The sequence below is a fragment of the Corynebacterium urealyticum DSM 7109 genome (genome assembly GCF_000069945.1).
Lineage (GTDB): Bacteria > Actinomycetota > Actinomycetes > Mycobacteriales > Mycobacteriaceae > Corynebacterium > Corynebacterium urealyticum.
The window spans coordinates 1106881-1126132 of sequence record NC_010545.1 but is presented as its reverse complement, the minus strand read 5'-3'; the positions used below and the strand labels follow the sequence as shown (position 1 = coordinate 1126132).

18 protein-coding genes are annotated in these 19252 nt (G+C 62.4%); 1 reads left to right on the top strand and 17 read right to left on the bottom strand.

Annotated features, from left to right (window positions below; genetic code table 11):
- The first annotated feature begins 135 nt into the window (after window positions 1–135).
- Window positions 136–996 (top strand): peptidylprolyl isomerase, encoded by an 861-nt coding sequence (locus CU_RS04770; protein ID WP_012360193.1) that lies wholly within the window; start codon window positions 136–138, stop codon window positions 994–996.
- A 99-nt stretch (window positions 997–1095) separates the two neighbouring features.
- Here the strand turns inward: CU_RS04770 and CU_RS10775 are convergent, their stop codons facing one another.
- From CU_RS10775 to CU_RS04685, 17 genes are all read right to left on the bottom strand, one after another.
- Window positions 1096–2310 carry an IS30 family transposase gene (locus tag CU_RS10775; protein WP_231837769.1) on the bottom strand — a complete coding sequence of 405 codons (1215 nt, stop codon included), beginning with the start codon at window positions 2308–2310 and terminating at the stop codon, window positions 1096–1098.
- A 449-nt stretch (window positions 2311–2759) separates the two neighbouring features.
- Window positions 2760–5036, bottom strand: a complete 2277-nt coding sequence (locus tag CU_RS04760; RefSeq protein ID WP_012360192.1) for a RelA/SpoT family protein — start codon at window positions 5034–5036, stop codon at window positions 2760–2762.
- A complete protein-coding gene (locus tag CU_RS04755) occupies window positions 5029–5616 on the bottom strand; it encodes an adenine phosphoribosyltransferase (RefSeq protein WP_012360191.1) in 588 nt (195 codons plus the stop codon). Before CU_RS04755 ends, CU_RS04760 begins: the two co-directional genes overlap by 8 nt.
- A 17-nt stretch (window positions 5617–5633) precedes the next feature.
- Window positions 5634–6764 (bottom strand): ABC transporter substrate-binding protein, encoded by a 1131-nt coding sequence (locus CU_RS04750; protein WP_158307920.1) that lies wholly within the window; start codon window positions 6762–6764, stop codon window positions 5634–5636.
- Window positions 6765–6798: 34 nt separating this feature from the next.
- Window positions 6799–7272 carry an ABC transporter substrate-binding protein gene (locus CU_RS10610; protein ID WP_012360189.1) on the bottom strand — a complete coding sequence of 158 codons (474 nt, stop codon included), beginning with the start codon at window positions 7270–7272 and terminating at the stop codon, window positions 6799–6801.
- A 46-nt stretch (window positions 7273–7318) separates the two neighbouring features.
- Complete coding sequence (gene secF / locus CU_RS04740; protein WP_012360188.1) at window positions 7319–8530, bottom strand: protein translocase subunit SecF; 1212 nt, start codon at window positions 8528–8530, stop codon at window positions 7319–7321.
- Complete coding sequence (secD, locus tag CU_RS04735) at window positions 8527–10368, bottom strand: protein translocase subunit SecD (RefSeq protein WP_012360187.1); 1842 nt, start codon at window positions 10366–10368, stop codon at window positions 8527–8529. The genes secF and secD overlap by 4 nt, the downstream gene beginning before the upstream one ends.
- 165 nt (window positions 10369–10533) lie before the next feature.
- Window positions 10534–10926: a preprotein translocase subunit YajC gene (yajC, locus tag CU_RS04730; RefSeq protein WP_012360186.1), complete on the bottom strand. Its 393-nt coding sequence runs from the start codon at window positions 10924–10926 to the stop codon at window positions 10534–10536.
- 123 nt (window positions 10927–11049) lie between these two features.
- Window positions 11050–12153, bottom strand: coding sequence for a Holliday junction branch migration DNA helicase RuvB (gene ruvB, locus CU_RS04725; protein ID WP_012360185.1), 1104 nt, complete (start codon window positions 12151–12153; stop codon window positions 11050–11052).
- A gap of 65 nt (window positions 12154–12218) precedes the next feature.
- Window positions 12219–12839, bottom strand: a complete 621-nt coding sequence (gene ruvA / locus CU_RS04720; RefSeq protein WP_012360184.1) for a Holliday junction branch migration protein RuvA — start codon at window positions 12837–12839, stop codon at window positions 12219–12221.
- A 42-nt stretch (window positions 12840–12881) separates the two neighbouring features.
- A complete protein-coding gene (gene ruvC, locus CU_RS04715; RefSeq protein ID WP_187289750.1) occupies window positions 12882–13385 on the bottom strand; it encodes a crossover junction endodeoxyribonuclease RuvC in 504 nt (167 codons plus the stop codon).
- Between the two features lie 252 nt (window positions 13386–13637).
- A complete protein-coding gene (locus CU_RS04710; protein WP_012360182.1) occupies window positions 13638–14393 on the bottom strand; it encodes a YebC/PmpR family DNA-binding transcriptional regulator in 756 nt (251 codons plus the stop codon).
- 255 nt (window positions 14394–14648) lie between these two features.
- Window positions 14649–15533 (bottom strand): acyl-CoA thioesterase, encoded by an 885-nt coding sequence (locus tag CU_RS04705; RefSeq protein ID WP_173362312.1) that lies wholly within the window; start codon window positions 15531–15533, stop codon window positions 14649–14651.
- A gap of 6 nt (window positions 15534–15539) precedes the next feature.
- Entirely contained in the window at window positions 15540–16460 is a 921-nt protein-coding gene (gene pdxS, locus CU_RS04700; RefSeq protein WP_012360180.1) for a pyridoxal 5'-phosphate synthase lyase subunit PdxS, read from the bottom strand.
- A 181-nt stretch (window positions 16461–16641) separates the two neighbouring features.
- Window positions 16642–17112: a hypothetical protein gene (locus CU_RS04695; protein ID WP_012360179.1), complete on the bottom strand. Its 471-nt coding sequence runs from the start codon at window positions 17110–17112 to the stop codon at window positions 16642–16644.
- A 5-nt stretch (window positions 17113–17117) separates the two neighbouring features.
- Window positions 17118–18311, bottom strand: a complete 1194-nt coding sequence (locus CU_RS04690; RefSeq protein WP_012360178.1) for a glycosyltransferase family 4 protein — start codon at window positions 18309–18311, stop codon at window positions 17118–17120.
- The gene (locus tag CU_RS04685) at window positions 18308–19249 is read right to left on the bottom strand and encodes a phosphatidylinositol mannoside acyltransferase (protein ID WP_012360177.1); all 942 of its coding nucleotides are present in this window, start codon (window positions 19247–19249) and stop codon (window positions 18308–18310) included. The genes CU_RS04690 and CU_RS04685 overlap by 4 nt, the downstream gene beginning before the upstream one ends.
- Between the last annotated feature and the right edge of the window lie 3 nt (window positions 19250–19252).

The following is a 19252-nucleotide window of genomic DNA, read 5'->3' as shown; positions in this document are numbered from 1 at the left end:
GTGTCAGAAAATAACTTTCTTAGGGCATAATGGGAAAGGTTACGCAGGCCCGCGGCCCCACAGCCAGGCTCTGCGCGAATCGTCCATGATCACGCTAAAGCTGATCACGCAGGAAGAAAGGCACCGGTTCAACACGTGAGTGAGAACACTGGGCGCAAGATGCCCAACGCGCAGCGCCGCGACGAGGCGCTGGATAACCTCGACAAGGCGATCAAAGGCCGCGAGCGCAAGGCCAAGCTCGCGCCGCTCGGCGTGATGGTGACCACCGTCGTGGTCCTGGCCGCAATCGTGGGCGGCATTTACTTCGCCAGCACCTACACGGGGTCCTCGGATTCGGAGGATCAGACGGAAACCCAGGCCCAGGACGAGCAGCAGTACCCGCCGCTGCCGGACGGCCCAATGAAGGTCTACCCGAAGCAGGTCAGCTGCGAGTACCAGGATGAGGGCGGCGCCGCCAAGCAGGTCGATAAGCCAGGCGGCGAGAATATCGCGACGGAGGGCCTGGTCAAGGTGAACCTGAAGACCACCGCCGGCGAGATTCCAATTGAGCTGGACCGCGGCACCTCCCCGTGCTCCGTGAACAGCTTCGAGTCCCTGGCCAAGCAGAACTACTTCGATAACACGGTCTGCCACCGCCACGTGAAGTCCGACCAGATGGGCATCCTGCAGTGCGGCGACCCGACCGGCAAGGGCACGGGTGGACCGGGCTACAAGTTCGGCGACGAGTTCCCGCTCAACGGTGTGGCCGAGGGCGAAAGCCAGTCCCCGCTGACCTACCCGCGTGGCACCCTGGCAATGGCGAATTCCGGCCCGGATACCAACGGCTCGCAGTTCTTCCTCGTCACGAAGGACACTACGCTGCCACCGGCGTACAACGTCTTCGGCAAGATCAGCGACGAGGGTCTGGCCACCCTGGACAAGATCTACGACGCTGCCCCAGAAGGCGACGGCAAGCCGGCTGATGAGGTGAAGATCGAGAAGGCCACCGTCAGCTAAGCTCCCCTAGCTGCACGAAGCCCGGGTACCCCAAATGGGTACCCGGGCTTTTCGTTGGTCCTTGCCTCAGGCGGATTCTAGGGGTCGTTGCAACATTTCCTAGCTTTCAGCTAAATCTAACAGCTCCGCCATCCGCTCCGCAGGAGTAGCAAAACCCAACGTCTTACGCGGCCGACAATTCAACCGATGAGCAACAAGCTCCAACTCCTCCCGCCCATAAACACTCAAATCCGCACCCTTCGGAAAATACTGACGCAACAACCCATTAGTGTTCTCATTCGTCCCCCGCTGCCACGGCGACCCCGGATCACAGAAATACACCGGACAATCCGTCGCAATGCTAAACGACCTATGACCAGCCATCTCTGAACCCTGATCCCAGGTCAACGACCCCCGAAGATGCTGCGGCAACGTCATAATCGCCTCCACCAGCGCATCACGCACCGCCACCGCACCATGCCCATCCGGCAAATGCAGCAACATCACATACCGCGTCGTCCGCTCCACCAACGTCCCAATCGCAGACCTTCCACCTGCACCGATAATCAGATCACCCTCCCAATGCCCCGGCACAGCCCGATCCTCAACAACAGCAGGACGATCAGCAATCATGATCATCGGATCAACAAACCGACTCCTCGCAACACGCTGACCACGCGGTTTACGCCGCGTCCGCCCCGTACGAAGGGCATGGGCCACCACCTTCTTCAACTCGCCTCTGGCCTGGCAGTACAGCTCTTGATAGATCGTTTCATGACTCACATGCATAGTCTCATCGCCAGGGAATTCCCTGCGCAACCGGCCAGCCACCTGCTCAGGGGAAAACTCCATCCGCAACCACTGCCACACCTGCTGTTTCAACCGCGGATTCGCCGCAATCTTCGACACCTTCGGCCGAAACCTCCGAAGCGTTGACTTCCGGTGCGCCTCAAACGGGCGATAAATGCCATCATCACCACTATTGCGACTAATCTCGCGCGAAATCGTCCCCGGATCACGCCCAAGCTCACGCGCAATCGCCCGAACCGATAAATTCCGATTCACCCGATCCGCGATGCGCTCCCGCTCCACCAACGACAAGTACCGCCGGTCAATCACCTTCTCCACCGCAGCCTGCGGCAGCACCTCCACCGGAACACTGACCCGGCCATCAACATACGCAAGAACCTGCATAAGCCGTTTATAGCGATAAACTGCCTGACCATCGGGCACAAACGGCACACGCCGACCACGTGTTTTAATCACCCCCTTATCAACATCAAGCGCACCACGTAACCCCATCCCACACGCAGCTGCAGCAGAACGACGATCCAACCCACAGGCCCGAAGCTCCAAATACTCCACTCGCCGCGCCGTAGCCACAGCCCGCCGACCCTCAGGAGCAGGACGGGGCCGCGCACCAATCGATATCCCCACCCGGTATACCGACGAAGGATTCACACCCAACCGCCGCACAATATCCATTGGCGCGACATTCTGGGCAAACAACGCAACAATCTCGTCAACCACCTGTGACGACAACGTCTTATTCCGCAGTGGTAACCCATCACGATGCGCAATCCGATACGCCGTAGCTAACGACCATCCCAGATCCAACCCAGCCGCACGCACCGACAAACCATCACCCACCACCAACTGGTGAAACCGAGTGATCTCCTCAACCGGTGGATCCCACCGTGACACCGTCATCACCAACACCAACCCTTCAGATCAGTGTTGCAACGACCACTAGAACTTAAGTCACAGACCGCGTTGGCTGGCCCCTAACCGCCGGTGGTGACTCGGTAGACGTCGAATACACCCTCGATGTTGCGCAGCTGCCCCATCAGGTAGCCCAGCTGCTTGGTATCGGAGACCTCGAAGGTAAAACGGATCATCGCCACCCGGTCCTCTGAGGTGCGCGAGCTCGTCGCGATGATCGGAACCTTCTGCTCGCTGACCACGCGGGTGACTTCGGAGAGCAGGCCGTTGCGGTCCAGACCCTCGATCTGGATCGTCACGAGGAACACGGCATTCTGGAAGCTCTGTGCCCAGCCCACCTCGATGATTCGCTCCTGGTCTTGGTGCAGCTTCGGAGCGTTAGTGCAATCCGTACGGTGGACCGAGACTCCGCCGCCTTTGGTGATGAAGCCGAAGATCGCGTCTCCCGGTACCGGGGTGCAGCACTTCGCCAGCTTCGCGGAAAAGTCCGCCTCCCCCTGCACAAGAATGCCGGAGCCGTCGCCGCGGCCCTCCTGCGGGGTGTTCGCGATCCGGCTCGCCGGGTGGACGGGAACCTCGTTGGGCAGCATCGCGGGCGCGTCATCCTCGCCAGCGAGCTGTTCCATGAGCTGGTTGACGACGTGCCCGGCGGTGACGTCGTGGCGGCCGATGGCGGCGTACAGGGCGTCGACGTCGTCGTACCCCAGGTCGGCTGCCAGGGCACGGACTGACTCGGGCGTGAACAGGCGCTGCACCGGCACGCCGTTGCGCTGCACCTCTGCGGCGAGTGCGTCACGCCCCACCTCGACAGCTTCACCGCGGCGCTCCTTAGCAAACCACTGCTTGATGCGGGCACGGGCTCGCGGGACAACGACGAAGTTCAGCCAATCCTTGCTGGGGCCTGCCGACTGGTCCTTAGAGGTAAAGATCTCGACCTTGTCGCCGGTCTGCAGTTTGCTTTCCAGCGCAACCAAACGCCCGTTGACCTTCGCACCGATGCAGCGGTGCCCGACCTCGGTGTGCACGGAATAGGCGAAGTCCACGGGGGTGGCACCCGCAGGAAGCGTAATGGCATCCCCCTTCGGGGTGAACACGAAGATCTCATCGGTGGAGAGGTCGTAACGCAGTGAATCCAGGAACTCATTCGGATCCGCTGCCTCCTTCTGCCAGTCCAGCAATTGGCGCATCCACGCCATCTGGTCCAGGTCCTCGCTGGTTCCACTGTGGGTGCCGCGGGTCTCTTTATAGCGCCAGTGCGCGGCAATGCCGTATTCGGCGTTGCGGTGCATTTCCAGGGTGCGGATCTGGATTTCCAGCGGCTTAGCGTCCGGCCCGAGAACAGTTGTGTGCAGGGACTTGTATACGCCGAAGCGCGGCGAGCTGATGTAGTCCTTAAACCGCCCCGGCATGGGCTGGTACAGCGCGTGAACCGCGCCCACGGCGGCATAGCAGTCACGCACAGTTTCCACGAGGATGCGGATGCCGACCAGGTCGAAGATCTCGTCAAAGTCGCGGCCACGGACGATCATCTTCTGATAGATCGACCAGTAGTGCTTCGGCCTGCCCACGACCTCGGCGTTGATGCCGGTGTCCTGCATCGCGGACTCGATTTCATCCTTGACGCGGGCGATGTACTGGTCGCGCTTTGGCGCACGGTCCGCAACAATGCGGACGATCTCCTCGTACTTGCGTGGGTACAGGATCGCAAAGGCGAGGTCCTCGAGTTCCCACTTGACCGTCGCCATCCCCAGCCGGTGTGCGAGTGGCGCGATGACTTCCAAGGTTTCCCGAGCCTTCTTCGCCTGCTTCTCAGGCGGGAGGAAGCGCATGGTGCGCATATTGTGCAGCCGGTCGCAGACCTTGATGACCAGCACGCGGGGGTCGTGCGACATCGCCACGATCATCTTGCGGACGGTCTCGGCCTCCGCTGCGGAACCGAGTGCCACCTTGTCCAGCTTGGTGACACCGTCCACGAGGCGGGCAACCTCCTCCCCGAAGTCAGTGGTGAGCTCCTCGAGTGAATAGTCGGTGTCTTCCACCGTGTCGTGCAGGAGCGCCGCCACTAGCGTGGTGGTGTCCATGCCGATCTCCGCGGCGATGGTCGCCACGGCCAGTGGATGGGTAATGTACGGTTCCCCCGATTTGCGCATCACGCCGTCGTGCAGTCGCTCCGCGGTGTTATACGCCCGGTTGAGTACCTCAAGATTCGCCTTCGGGTGGAACTTTCGGTGCACCACGATAAGCGGTCCTAGCACAGGGTTCACCTTCGGGCGGGCGGTCCCCGTCAGGGTACGCGCGATGCGCGCCGCCATCCACAGCGAACCCTTTTCTTTACTCATGATCGGTTCCTACGACATACAACGGGATATCAGGGAAGCGTTGACGACCGTCCAGCGCTTGTACCTCAAGTACTACCCCAAGGCCGCAGACCGTCGCACCAGCTTTGTCAAGCAAGCTGCGGGCAGCCTGGAGGGTACCCCCGGTCGCCAGGACGTCGTCGAGCAGCAGCACCCGCCGCCCCCGCAGGTCCAAGCCGTCGGCTGGGATCTCAAGCGTGGCGGTGCCGTACTCCAGCTGATAGTTGGCCTGGTGGACCGGCGGCGGTAGTTTTCCGCCCTTACGCACCGCGAGGATGCCGAGTCCCAGCTCATAAGCCACAGCGCTGCCAAGCAAAAACCCGCGCGCGTCGAGCCCGGCGATCAGGTCCGGTTCCATCTCGCGGGCAGCGTCAGCCAAGGAACAAACAACGGCGCGGAAAGACTCCGCGTCGGCGAGCGCCGGCGTGAGGTCCTCGAAAACAATGCCCTCGGCGGGGAATCCTGGCACGAGCCGAATGTGATCGGCGAGCAGCTTCTGGGCGTATTCCTGGCGCTTGATCGCGCTCGGGTCGGAGAGGATGAAATCTGATGCCTGGGTCATGGTTGTCGACTAATCCTTTAAGACTTCTTGGTGGATGTGTCCGTTGCGCTGGTGGTTTCGGGGATGTGGTCAAGCTCGACCCACCGGTCCATATTCCAGCTGAGGCCGACATTGCCCGGGTTATCCACGACGTTGTCTAGGTTCTTCAGGGTTGCAATCGCCCGCGGCTCGGTGGTCAGCGGAATCGTCCACATCGCTTGCTGCAGTTCCTTCTCCGCACGAAGGATCTCCGGCAACAGCGATGCCTGGTCCGCCTTGCTGAGCCCATTGCGTCCGAACCCGCTGAGGGTCGACAGCAGCGCGTCGTAGTCCTCCCCCAAGGTTCCGTAGTTTGTGGCGGTCAGTGGCACTGCTTCGACGGTGATCCCGGCTTCCGCGCAGCTGTTCTTGATGGTCTCAACCTGCTTGGCGTAACGCTCGTGCTCCTGCAGGTAACCGATGCGCACGGTAGCTCCCTCGAGAGCAGCCTTCGCCGCGGGGATATCCCGGGTCATGTGCGCCCCGGACAGTGCCTTCAGCCGGGGGTGAGTCGGCGCAGATGGCTGTAGTACGCGCAGGCCAGTGGCAGTCACGCGATTGCGGGAGAACTCCGACGTAGTCTTAACGAGGGCCTTGCGGTCAATGCAGGAGCTGAAGGCGTGCCGCGAACCTTCGTCAGCGAAGATTCCGGTGTCCGCAAGGCTCAGGGTATCGAGACGATCACTGGGCTGGCGGCTAATTGAAAACTTCTCCGATGCGATGCCGGCGGCGGCGAAATCAGTCTTGACGGGCGCGTCAAGCACCGAAATCTGGTTGTCCTCGGCGAGCTTCGGCAGGTCCGCCCCCGGCCCCCACACGTAGATCGGCAGCTGTGCGGGGCGGTCCCCCGCCCATTCCGAGTTCTCCCGGAGCACCAGCTGGCCTCGCTCGCCCTTCTCGGCGATTCGGTACGGGCCGAACGTCGGGACAGTGGCAGGGTCCGTCTTGGTGATATCGAAGAGCTCCTGCCAAGCCTTGCCCAGGCGAAGCAGGTCTTCTTCCACCCCAGACTCAACAGTTGCCGTGACTGATTCCACCTCGGCCCGCTTGGTCACAGCGTGGGCCGGCAGAACCGTGCCCGCGCTAAAAAGTTCGCGATAGCGCTGCCCGAAACCCGGCTTGAACACCACCCGGAAACGGTCCGCTCCTGGGGCGCAATAAAGTTCAGCGACCTGGTGATAGATGGGCAAATCCGACGCAAAAAAGATCAGCACGTTCGCTGGCCAACTTCGTCAGCTGGAAGTCATCACAAACGACCTTATGCCCATCGGAATATTTTGCCGCTGGGTTGATCTTGTAATCGACGACTTCCTGATGCTTCTTGCTCGGAGTCACTTCAACCAAATCCCGGTTGGGCAGCATTTGGCCCTCCGGCCCCGCAAGAAAAGCCCCTGGGTACAGGCGGGCGGAAAGCTTCGCCGCGTCGGTGGCCACCCCGACAGCTGATCCCGCGTTGGTGGTGACCGGCGTGGTCGGTAGCTGATAGCCGAACTGCGGTTCGGCACGGCCGAGCCCGCCGCCATCGCTACCGCAGCCGGCCAGCAAGGCTCCTACGGCCAGGGTCGCTATTCCCATACGGAATCCACGATGCTTAAACACTTCACACCTCCTTGAGCGTGCGCTTGGCTTCACCGCCATGCGAACGCTCCCCCAGGATCTCCTTAGGTCTTTGGGCCTTCGCCAGCTACATTCCAGGTCGCCAGGATACCCCGCTGGTATCCAGGCCCGAGGTATCCGGCTGCTGTTTACGCTGAGCACCAAGACCAGCGTTCGGGCTCACGACGGTGCGGGTTCCCGCGCGGGGTTCCTCCTCGGAGTCCTCAGCCGGTTCCTCGCCCGCAGCGACCCGCTCGCGGGCCTGAAGAACGCGATCGTCGTGCTCCCGATACTTCTTCTGCCGCATCTTCAAGCTCACCAGCATGGGGGCGGCGAAGAAGATGGAGTTGAAGGTACCGCAGATCACGCCGATGAACTGCACGAGGGCAAGGTCCTTCAGGGTGCCCACGCCCATGAGCCACACTGCAATGACCAACAGCGCGGCGATCGGCACCAGCGAGAAAATGGAGGTGTTGATGGAGCGCATCACCGTCTGGTTGATCGCGAGGTTGACCTGTTCCCCGTATGTCGCGCGGTTCGAGTCGAATAGCCCGGCGGTGTTCTCCTGTACCTTGTCGAACACGACGACAGTGTCGTACAGCGAGTAAGCCAGGATGGTCAGCAGTCCGATGACCGTCGCCGGAGAGACATCGAGCCCCAGCAGGGCGTAAATACCCGAAACGACAGTCAGGTCGATGAGCACACCGATGATTGCGGAGATCGCCATGTCGCGCTCCATCCGCAGCCCGATGTAGGCGAAGACTGCGAGCACGAAAACGCCGAGCGCGAGAAGCATGCGCTTCGTAATGGACGAGCCCCAGGATTCAGAGACCGTGGAGTCGTTCACTGCGTCCTCGGAGGCCTGTCCTTGAGCATTCACGGGCTTGAACTCTTCGAAGAGCGCGGCCCGGGCCTGACGAATCTGATCTTCACTGAGCCGCTCGGAGTTAATCTCGATGACCTGAGAGTCTCCCGATCCGACGGTCTGAACCGCGTTGGGCGCTACTCCCGTGGCCTCAGTGAAAACCCGTTCGACGGCATCCTGCTGAACGTTTGCACTCGGCGGCATACTGATGCGGGTACCGCCCTCGAAATCGATGCCGAGGTTAAAGCCCCGGAAGCCGATCGTCGCGATGCACAGGACGAAGATAGCGATCAGAATCTGGTACCAGAGGCGCCGCTTCGCCACGAATGGGAAGTTTCCGGTGCCGTTGTACATCTGGCTCAGCCGGGAGCCCTTGTCCTGCTCCTTTGGCTGCGCAGTATTCACGCTGCTCATGGCAGTGTCCGTGCTGCTCATCGGGTCTCCTCCTCGGTCGAGTCGCTCTCCACGGAGCCACTCGTCGTCTTAACGTCTGCCGTGGTGGCAGCAAACTGTGGTCGGGTCGGCGAGTAGCCGCGGGACTCCGCAAGGCGGAACGCCGGTCCAAGACCATTGACCTTCCGGTTGGCGCTGAAAGGCTTACGGGACAACATGATCGTCAGAGGTGCGGTCAGCAGGAAGGCAACCACGACGTCGACGACGGTGGTGAGCCCCAAGGTGAACGCGAAGCCCTTGACGTCGCCAATGGCGAGGAAGTACAGGATCACCGCGGCAATGAGAGACACGAAGTTACCGGTGACGATCGTCCCACGAGCCCGATCCCACGCGCGAGGCACGGCGGAACGGAACGTCGAACCCCCGAGGATCTCGTCCTTAATGCGCTCGAAGTACACCACAAAGGAGTCGGCGGTGGTGCCGATGCCGATGATCAGACCAGCGATGCCAGCCAGGTCCAGGCTGTAACCGATCCAGCGTCCCAGTAGGACCAGAAGACCGAACACCATAGCCACACTGGCCACCAACGAGACAATGGCGATCAGTCCGAGTCCGCGGTAGTACCAGAGCGCGTAGAGGGAAGCGAGCACAAGCCCAACGAGCCCGGCGATCAACCCAGCGCGCAGGGAGGCCTCACCCATGGTCGGCGAGATGGTCGTCGCGGTGCCCCCCGGCTCGCCGTTCTCGCCCACGAAGCTCAGTGGTAGCGCACCGTAGCGCAGGTTGTTGGCGAGGTCCTGGGCTTCCTTCTCGGTGAACTGGCCCGTGATCTGGGAAACCTCGCCTGGCGGGGTTGCACCCTGAATTTGCGGGGCGGAGATGACCTGGGAGTCCAGGGTGATTGCGACCTGCTGGTTCATCATGTCCTGGCCAAGCTTGTACCAGGTTTCACCACCTGGGGTGTCCTTGCCGGTCTTGAAACGGAACGTGATGGCCATCTGCGCGGACTGAGCGTCGAAACCACCGGTGATAGTGGAATTCGTATCGATCATGTCACCGGTCAGGCGACGAGGCTTGTCTTTATTCTCATCACCGATGAGCACCGGGGCCGGGCCCAGCACCATTGGCCCCTGCGGCGAGCACGTCACCAGCGGCTTGGCAGGATCATCAGCACCAGATAGTGGGTCTGGTCCGGAGCAGTCAAGCAGCCCCGCTGCTGCGGATTGCGTGTCCGCGTTCTCGGCCTGGCGGTCCTTCAGCAGGATCTGAACCTGCTTATCACGGCGCTTTTGCTCTTCGACAGAGTTCTTCGGCTCCGCTGGCTCCTTGGCCGTCACCGTCAGCTTGTCTGGCAGCCCAGGTGCATTCTGCTCCTTCATGGCCTTGAGCAGATCGTTCATCTTCTCCTGGGTGGGCTGCTTCTTCAGGATTCCCGCCTCAACCCAGCGGTTCGCCATGTCCTGGTAAACCTCGGCGAACTTCGCGGTCGTCGGCTGTGGCTGGGAGTTCGGGCGGAACAGCAGCTGGGAAGTCTTCCCCAGGGCGCGGGCCTCGCTAGCATCCTCACCCGGGACGGTAATCACGAGGTTATCGCCGTCGGTGACAACCTCCGCGCCGGAGACACCCATGCCGTTGACGCGGGACTCTAGGATGCGGCGCGCCTGCTGCAGCTGGTCGGCGGTCGGTCGCTCCCCTTGCGGGGCGAGGGTTACTCGCGTGCCACCCTGCAGGTCGATGCCGAGTTTCGGCGTGGCGGACTTGTCGCCAGTGGTGAAAACAAGTCCGTAAACGGCGAGGAAAATAACGAAGAATACGAGCAGCGAGCGCTTCAACCACTTCTTTTTCGTGGGCTTCTGCTGCCGAGTTCGCGCTGTGGCCACAGTTGGGCTCCTGAGCTGTTAATCGGGTTTAAATGAAAGCTGGGAAAATATCTTAGTGCCTGCTTGAGACGCAAAACATCTGGCACCCGGATTCTTGTCTCCGGTCACCAGATGTCAGAGTCCGCGTGGGCGGCGATTGCCGCACCCGGCGGGGCGCGCCGCCAACTAGTTGCGGGACTCGCCGCCGGCGGCGTTACCACCGTCGACGTCGAAATCCGTGTTCTGGACGTCGCCGTCAACCGTCTCGGCCGGGCTATCCGGACGGTTGGTCAGCTGCTCTTCCTGCTGCGAGCCAGGCTCCACGGAGTTCACGGCCTGCAGCACGGCGGCACGGTCCCAGGTCGTGACGACCGCAGGGCTGATCTCCAGATCAATCGAGGTGTCACCCACGTGGGTCACGCGCCCCTGGATGCCCGAGGTCATTTGGACGACCATCCCCGGCTGGAGGGAATCCTGGAACTCGCGAATCTGCTTCATCCGCTGGTTCTGCTTGCGGATCTGCAGCAACGGCAGAGCAATAAACACGACGACGATCAGGATAAGTATCAAAGAATTCATAATGTTCAGTGTCTCACATTCTCAGGTTTTTGCACGCAGCCGCGACCGTGAGCGCCGTTGGTTCCCAACACCAGTGGTAGCCGGGAGACACCAGCTCGTTCACAGTGCGCCCGCCGTAGTGCTCTACATACCCGGTGCGTTTTCTGGTGGTTCCAGGCCGACGTGTCGCCATGCAGCAGCGGTGGCAACCCGCCCCCGCGGCGTGCGGGCCACCATGCCTGCTCGCACGAGGAATGGCTCGCAGACTTCCTCGACCGTCGAGGGCTCCTCCCCAACCGCTAATGCGAGGGTGTTCACTCCCACCGGCCCACCCCCGTGGCCACGCACCAGGGCTTCTAGAACCCCGTTGTCGAGACGGTCGAGGCCCACCTCATCGACGTCGAAAACGACGAGCGCCTGCCGGGCAATGTCCACAGTGATTCGACCATCGGCCTGCACGTCGGCATAATCCCGCACACGGCGAAGCAGCCGGTTAGCGATACGCGGCGTGCCCCGCGAACGGGAGGCGATCTCAGTGGCAGCGTCGGAATCGATGTCTACGCCAAGGATGCCTGCGGCGCGGGTCACGACCCGGGTGAGCTCTGGCGTGTCATAGAACTCCATTTGGGCCGTGAAACCAAAGCGGTCACGGAGGGGGCCCGTGAGCATGCCAGCGCGAGTCGTCGCGCCGACGAGCGTGAACGGAGCGATCTCGATGGGGATCGACGTAGCGCCAGGTCCCTTACCGACGATGACGTCGATGCGGAAGTCCTCCATCGCCATGTACAGCATCTCCTCGGCTGGCCGCGCCATGCGGTGGATCTCGTCGATGAAGAGGACGTCGCCCTCCATGAGGTTCGACAACATGGCCGCCAGGTCCCCTGCCCGTTCGAGAGCCGGCCCGGAGGTCATACGCAGAGAGGAGCCAAGTTCTTGGGCGATAATCATCGCCATTGTCGTCTTACCCAGCCCCGGCGGGCCGGCAAGCAACACGTGGTCGGGCGCCACACCACGGCTGCGCGCCCCGCCCAACACGAGCTCAAGCTGCTGGCGCACCTTCGGCTGGCCAATGAATTCCGTCAGGCTTTTCGGGCGAAGCGAGCTATCGAACTCGGTGTCTCCGGGGATCTGCGCCCCGCTGAGCTCGCTATTCGGCGGCTGGCCCGTGGGCTGATTCCCAGGCTTGGGGCGCGGGGTGGGTAACGACGAACCCGGCAGTTCGAATTCGGTGCGTTCGATGTCTGACATTTGTGCGTCCTTTGCCTGTGTGGTCTGCTGCTGTGAATCCTAGGTGTATCGTGGCCGTCGAGCGATTAACGCTTTTGGCCGCTCAGCCGTTGTAGCGCCTCACGCAGCACCGAGGATGGGTCGGTGGTTCCGTTCTGCTCCTCGAGAATCTTCTTCACAGCCGTGGCTGCCTTGGCTTCAGTGAAGCCGAGGCCGACAAGCGCCTCCACGACCTGCGACTGCAACGCCGTGTCGTTGCCGGTCGCCGCGATGTCGCCAATGGTCGCCTGGCCGCTCGTCGCTTCCAGAGCCGGAAACTTGCCCTTGAGGTCGACAGCCATGCGTTCGGCTAGCCGCTTCCCCACCCCCGGGGCTTGCTGCAAGGTCTTGATATCCCCCTCCTCGACAGCCCGAGCAATGTCCGCCGGCTGCAGCACACTCATCACGCCCATGGCGAGGCGGGCGCCCACACCGGAGACCTTCTGCAAGATCCCGAAGGTCTCGCGCTGTTCGGAGGTGGAAAAAGCGTAGAGCGTATGCGCATCGTCCCGGATCACGAGGCTGGTGAGGACGAAAGCCGACTCGCCGCGCCGCAATGTGGCGAGGGTATCGCCGGTCGCGAGGCAGCGGTATCCCACCCCGCCGCATTCGATCACAACGTAGTCCAAGCCCTTATCGATTACGTCACCGCGCAGCGAGGAAATCATGTCGAACTCATCATCCTTCTATTGTTTTTCTGCCCCGGCGCCTCAGGCGCGCAGGAATTGATTCATCGGCCCCCGCCAGCAGTGGCAGACCGCCAGCGCGAGCGCATCAGCGGCATCCGCGGGCTTCGGCGCCTCCGACAGCCCGAGGATTCGGGTGATCATCTTGGTCATCTGAGCCTTATCGGCCCGACCATTGCCGCTAATCGCCTTCTTCACCTCACTGGGGGTATAGCTTTCTACGGCCAATCCGCGTTCCGCCGCAGCAAGCATCAGTACCCCGGAGGCATGAGCGGTATTCATCACCGTCGACACGTTCGAACGTTCGAATACCCGCTCGATCGCGACGACATCCGGGGAGTAATCAGCGATCCACTCGCTCACGGCGCGGTATAGCCGCTGGAGTCGTTGCTCCAGCGGGACATGGGACTCGGTGCGCACCACCCCCACCGCGACAGGAAACACTGCGCGACCTTGACCGGCTTGTACGACGGAGAGCCCGCAGCGGGTCAGACCTGGGTCGATCCCCATGACGCGTTTGCCGACCATCGATTCTGCACGTCGAAATCCCGTGGGCGAACCCCACCCTCCCGCCGATCGAGGGTTGTGGCCGAAGGCGGTGTGATCAGCCTTCCCTGGTGCCGCATCCGGCACTGCATTAGACCTTGTGCTCATGATGATTACCGAATATAGCACACATGATCGAAATTGCCGTGGCCTGGAAGTAACTCGGAATGCGGCCAGGCAGCCAGCTCTTTCCCATGGGGCACGCGGGTCCGTAGCGCCCCTTAGGTAGACCGACTAGTCCTCAGCGAGTTCGGCCGCCACTTCGTCGGAGACGGACATGTTGGTGTAAATCTCCTGGACATCGTCGACGTCGTCGAGAGCGTCGATAAGGTTAGCGACCTTGCGGGCCAGTTCTGCGTCCGCCGGAACCTCCAGGTTCGAGCGGTACACCTGCTCGACCGAGTCGTACTCGATGCCTGCTTCCTTGAGCGCCTCGCGGACGCCCATGAGGTCCGAGATATCGCAGAGCACCTCGAACTGCTCGCCGTGGTCCTTGACTTCCTCGGCACCGGCATCAAGGACAGCCAGCAGCAGGTCGTCCTCGGTCAGCTCCCCCTTGTCGAGAAGGGCCTGCCCCTTGCGCTCGAACTGGTAGGACACGGAGCCGGCGTCCGCCATGTTGCCACCGTTCTTCGTCATCGCGGTGCGGACGTCGGTGGCCGCACGGTTGCGGTTATCGGTCAGGCACTCAATGAGCATCGCGACCCCGCCCGGGCCGTAGCCCTCATACATGATGGTCTCCCAGTCGGAGCCACCAGCTTCCTCGCCGGAGCCACGCTTGCGGGCACGCTCGATGTTGTCATTGGGAACAGAGGACTTCTTGGCCTTGGTGATGGCGTCCTGGAGCGTCGGGTTGGCGTCGGGGTCGCCGCCACCCATGCGCGCCGCAACCTCAATATTCTTTACCAGTCGGGCGAATTCCTTGCCACGCTTGGCGTCGATTGCTGCCTTCTTACGCTTCGTGGTCTCCCACTTTGAATGGCCTGCCATCGTCCTCTTCCTACTAGCCGAATAATTCCTTTAAACTGCGGTGCAGTTTTTCGCATTTACCAGCTTACTACGCACCTCCGGTGGCTTTTCTAAGCAACCACTGGCCCGCGCGTTTCGCTAGCATCTCTTCGTGGCCATCGCAGTAGTCATCGCGCGGGTGGAGCGTTCCTCGAAAGAAAAACCGCCGTGCTCCTTGGCACGGCGGTTCTGTTGCTACATCGAGGCCACTGCCCCGATTGGGCGCGAGTTCGAAGATTAATTCCCTTCGAAGCCCTTGAGGGGGACGGCCGGGCGGTCGCCCACGATCTTTCGGGTCAGCCCCTCCTGAGTCACGACGGCGACCAATTCCCCGGCCTGGTTGAAAATGCGTCCGTGGGTAATGGCGCGCCCCGCGTGCGCCGATGGGCTGACCTGGTCGTAGAGCAGCCATTCATCGGCACGGAACGGTCGCAGGAACCACATCGCGTGGTCGAGTGAGGCCTCCTGGTACTGCTCGCCCCGGTGTGGGACAAGAGCGGAGGACAACAGAGTCATGTCAGACATATAGGCCAGCGTGCACACGTGGAAAGTCTCGTCGTCCGGGAGCTTGGCCTTCGACTTGAACCAAACAACCTGCTGGGAGGCCGCATACTTATTCGGCTCGAAGTCCCCTTCCGGGACGACCCGCAAATCCCACTCGCGCCACTCATCAAACAGCGCCTTGCGCACCGGAGGCAGCTCGTCGCGGTTGACCACGACCTCCTCCGGCGGTACCACCCGGCGCATCTCGTCGGAGTGCTCCGGCCCTTCGTCCGTGCGAACGTGGAAGCTCGCCTGCATGATGAAGATCGGCTTGCCGTGCTGAACTGCCTTCACCTGACGGGAGCAGAATGACCTGCCATCGCGGATGCGTTCCACGATATACAGCGTGGGTTCCTCGGAACGTCCGGGGGCCACGAAATACCCGTGCAGGGAATGCACTTGATATTCCGCTCCCACGGTCCGGGTGGCAGCGACCAGGCATTGAGCAGCCACCTGCCCGCCGAACGTTCGGCTCAACGTCGAAGGAATCACGCGTCCCCGAAAGATATCCCCGTCGATCTTCTCAAGGTCGAGAACGTCGAGGATACGGGGCCGGGCGGCGGACGAGGAGGCGACCATGGGGAATTACCAGCCGCGCTCTGCGAGGCGGTGGGACACTGGCAGCTCGTCGACGTTGATGCCGACCATAGCCTCGCCCAGGCCGCGGGAAACGTCCGCGATGACCTTCGGGTCTTGGTAGTTCTGCGTCGCCTTGACGATGGCTGCGGCGCGCTGAGCCGGGTTGCCGGACTTGAAGATACCAGAGCCGACGAACACGCCCTCAGCACCGAGGTGCATCATCATCGCAGCATCGGCCGGAGTAGCGATACCACCGGCGGTGAACAGGGTGACTGGGAGCTTGCCGTTGCGTGCGACCTCAACGACGAGCTCGTACGGTGCGGCCAGCTCCTTGGCGGCGACGTAGAGCTCGTCCTCGGCCATGTTGCTCAGGCGGTTGATCTCCGCGCGAATGGTGCGCATGTGGGTCACTGCGTTGGACACATCGCCGGTGCCAGCCTCACCCTTGGAACGGATCATGGCCGCACCCTCATTGATGCGGCGCAGGGCCTCGCCCAGGTTGGTGGCGCCACAGACGAATGGGGTCTCAAAGTCGAACTTGTCGATGTGGTTCTTGTAGTCGGCCGGGCTCAGCACCTCGGATTCATCGATGAAGTCCACGCCGAGTGCTTCGAGCACCTCTGCCTCAACGAAGTGGCCGATGCGGGCCTTAGCCATGACCGGGATCTCGACCGCGTCGATGATGCCAGCGATCATGTCCGGGTCAGACATGCGGGACACACCGCCCTGTGCGCGGATGTCAGCCGGAACGCGCTCCAGTGCCATGACAGCGGAGGCGCCTGCGTCCTCGGCAATCTTGGCCTGTTCAGGGGTGACGACGTCCATGATGACGCCGCCCTTCAGCTTGTCGGCAAAACCGCGCTTGACGCGCGCGGAACCGGTGGTGATGGACGCGTCCGCCGCAGCGGTCTTGGATGCCTTGCTCACGTTGTATTCCCGTCTCTTCGTGGCTGGGCGTGCTGGCCCTTACCCGCCTTAGCCCTCGGGTTAGCCTTGCGGAGTTCCCTCGGGCGCGCGCTTGTTAAGGACACCAACACGTTCCAACTCGTTGCTGTTTTAGGCCACTAGTCTAACCTGTCTAGTTGTGGCCCGTCTAACAGGGCCGGGTTCATGCCACGTGATCGGTCGTAGCTGCCTCGTAAAACTCAGGTATGGGCGCGAAACCGGCCAGCTTGAGGGCCCGAACGCCGGCCCGCGAACGCAGCTGGCGAGTGTCCCACACGGCGTCGTTATAGAAGCGGGAAGCCAGGTCAACGCGGGTGGAGGCTGCGATGAACTCCGGGTGCTCGATAACGGTGGCGTCCAGCGCCGCAAGCAGGCTGTTTTCCGCCTCAGAGTGCGCCCCCATATCGGTGGCCTGCAGGGGTACTCGGGACACCCGGTCCGCCTGCTTTTTCAGATCTGGCCGCAGCGTGGCAATCAACATCGCGCGAGCATGCAGCGCGCCTTCCAAAGTGAGCCGGGCGCTATCAGTGCGGATGTGCAGACGGTTGAGTCGGGCGGCGGTGAAATAGGCCCACAGGCCGACCACCAGCAGAACAGCCAGCACGGCAGCAAGTACGACGAACCAGGTCGGCATCGCAATCACGAGCAGGTCACCTTCCGTCCCTTGAGTGTGGCTGTGTGATACACCTGCTCCACGCGACTGGCCACGGTGTTCCAGTCGTACATCTGGCTCCGTTCCTGCCCGCGGGCAGCCAGCTCGCGAATCTCGGCGGGCTTCGAGAGCAGACCGTTGACCTTCAGCGCGAGGTTGGCTGCATCGTGGTTGGCGAACAGGCACGCGGCGCGCCCCTGGTCGCCGACCGCTTGGAAGGCCGGGATATCACTGGCGACGACGGCCGCACCTGCAGCCATTGCCTCCACAAGCACGATGCCGAAGCTCTCGCCTCCGGTGTTGGGGGCGACGTAAATGTCGCTGCTGGCCAGGGCGCGGGCTTTCTCCGCGTCACTGACCTTGCCCAACACCCGCACTGTTGCCTCACTAGGCTGCCTGCCGTGGACCCAGCTCAGCCCCATCCCGTCCAGGCGCTTACCGAGTGCCTCAACAGACCCCGCACCCACGACCAACAGTTCGACATTCGGGTGCTGGCGCAGGATTGCCGGCATCGCCCCGAGCATCACCTGGAGACCCTTGCGCGGCTCATCGAAGCGACCGAGGAACATCAGGCGAGGCCGGTCAGGGTCTAGCTCAGTCAACACTTTGGCTTCCCGGTACGCAGCAGTGTCAACCCCGTTGGGGATCAGCACGGGGTCGCCGGCGAGCATCTCCACCTGCCAGCGCCGCGCCTCCTCGGAGACCGCGATGCCGGCATGGATCTTCTCCAGAAACGGCCGCAAAGCCGGCAAAGCGAGCTTCAGGAGCTTCGAACCGCTAGCCGAAGCGTGATAGGTGGCCACCATGGGTCCTTCGGCAACTGCCAGGGTCAGCATGGAATAGGACGGAGAGTTCGGTTCGTGGATGTGCACGACGTCGAAATCATTTCGCGCAATCCAGCGGCGAAGGTGCCGGCGTGTTCGAGGTCCGAAGCTCAGCCGGGCCACGGAACCGTTGTAGCGGATGGGGATGCTGGGGCCTCCGCACTCCAGAAACTCCGGCAGCCCCTCCGGTTGCTCCCCCGGACCAATGAGGCTCACGCGGTGGCCACGGCGCTGTAGCTCGGTGCAGAGCTCAATCGCGTGGATCTGCACCCCGCCGGGTTCGTCGAAGGAGTAGGGGCACACCATTCCGATGTTAAGGGGGCGCTCGCCAGTCACTGCGAGTTGATCCTGGGTCACGGAACCTCCCCCGCACCGAGCCGAGCACGGCGCGCCTCGCTCAGGTCGTCATAGAAAAGGGGCTGCAGCATGTGCCAGTCGGCGGGGTGGGCAGCGATATTTTTCTCGAAGCCGTCGGCAATATCCTGCGCAACCTCCGCGATCGGGCGGTCCGCGTCGATCCTTGGCCCCACAGAAAAGCCCCACTGATCCGTGGACTCGCCGAAGAAACTGTGAGCTACGTGCAGGGCTGCCCCAGTTTTCTGGGCAAGCAGAGCGGGGCCTGCGGGCATGGAGGTGCGCTCGCCGAAGAAATCCACGGGAACTCCACGACCGGTCAGATCCCGCTCCCCCATCAGACACACGATCCCGCCACCCCGGAGGACCTCCTCAAGCCGGGCCATCGGGGGTTGCTGGCCACCAGTCAGTGGGAGCACCTCGAAGCCCAGCTGGTTGCGGTAGCGGACGAAAGCTTCAAATAGCGATTCTGGCTTCAGCCTTTCCGCGACGGTCGCGAAACCGCCGTGGGTATGAACGAGCCACACCCCAGCCATGTCCCAGTTCCCGGAATGCGGCAACGTCAGGATGAGTCCGCGCCCTTCCTCGACGGCCGCAGCCACGCGCTGCTTGCTCACTGGGGAGTCGAAGCCCCGGTCGAGTGTGACGGCCAAATTTTTCCCGACCATGCTGGGCAGCCGGAAGGCCTCCTTCCAGTACCTGAGATAGGAGCGCATGGCGCGGCGCACGAGGGCACGAGTGACATTCTCGGGCCCGACGACACGCGACAGATTACGACGTAGCTGATCAGGCCCCTTCCCCTTACCAGAGGCAGCATCCGCGATCACGTTGAAAAGCACGGTTGCGACGGGTTCCGGCAGGCGCTTGGTTGCCGCCCAACCCAGTTGGTACCCCAGGGCAGACAGTTCCTCGCCGCTGGGGAGGGATAGCTTCTTGGCCACGGG

What these genes read in the sequence shown, in the direction of transcription:
- CU_RS04760 (WP_012360192.1), bottom strand. Translation starts at nt 5,036, where the DNA reads ATGAGTAAAGAAAAGGGTTCGCTGTGGATGGCGGCGCGCATCGCGCGT.
- CU_RS04755 (WP_012360191.1), bottom strand. Translation starts at nt 5,616, where the DNA reads ATGACCCAGGCATCAGATTTCATCCTCTCCGACCCGAGCGCGATCAAG.
- CU_RS10610 (WP_012360189.1), bottom strand. Translation starts at nt 7,272, where the DNA reads ATGGCGGTGAAGCCAAGCGCACGCTCAAGGAGGTGTGAAGTGTTTAAG.
- secF (WP_012360188.1), bottom strand. Translation starts at nt 8,530, where the DNA reads ATGAGCAGCACGGACACTGCCATGAGCAGCGTGAATACTGCGCAGCCA.
- yajC (WP_012360186.1), bottom strand. Translation starts at nt 10,926, where the DNA reads ATGAATTCTTTGATACTTATCCTGATCGTCGTCGTGTTTATTGCTCTG.
- ruvB (WP_012360185.1), bottom strand. Translation starts at nt 12,153, where the DNA reads ATGTCAGACATCGAACGCACCGAATTCGAACTGCCGGGTTCGTCGTTA.
- ruvA (WP_012360184.1), bottom strand. Translation starts at nt 12,839, where the DNA reads ATGATTTCCTCGCTGCGCGGTGACGTAATCGATAAGGGCTTGGACTAC.
- ruvC (WP_187289750.1), bottom strand. Translation starts at nt 13,385, where the DNA reads ATGGTCGGCAAACGCGTCATGGGGATCGACCCAGGTCTGACCCGCTGC.
- CU_RS04710 (WP_012360182.1), bottom strand. Translation starts at nt 14,393, where the DNA reads ATGGCAGGCCATTCAAAGTGGGAGACCACGAAGCGTAAGAAGGCAGCA.
- CU_RS04705 (WP_173362312.1), bottom strand. Translation starts at nt 15,533, where the DNA reads ATGGTCGCCTCCTCGTCCGCCGCCCGGCCCCGTATCCTCGACGTTCTC.
- CU_RS04695 (WP_012360179.1), bottom strand. Translation starts at nt 17,112, where the DNA reads ATGCCGACCTGGTTCGTCGTACTTGCTGCCGTGCTGGCTGTTCTGCTG.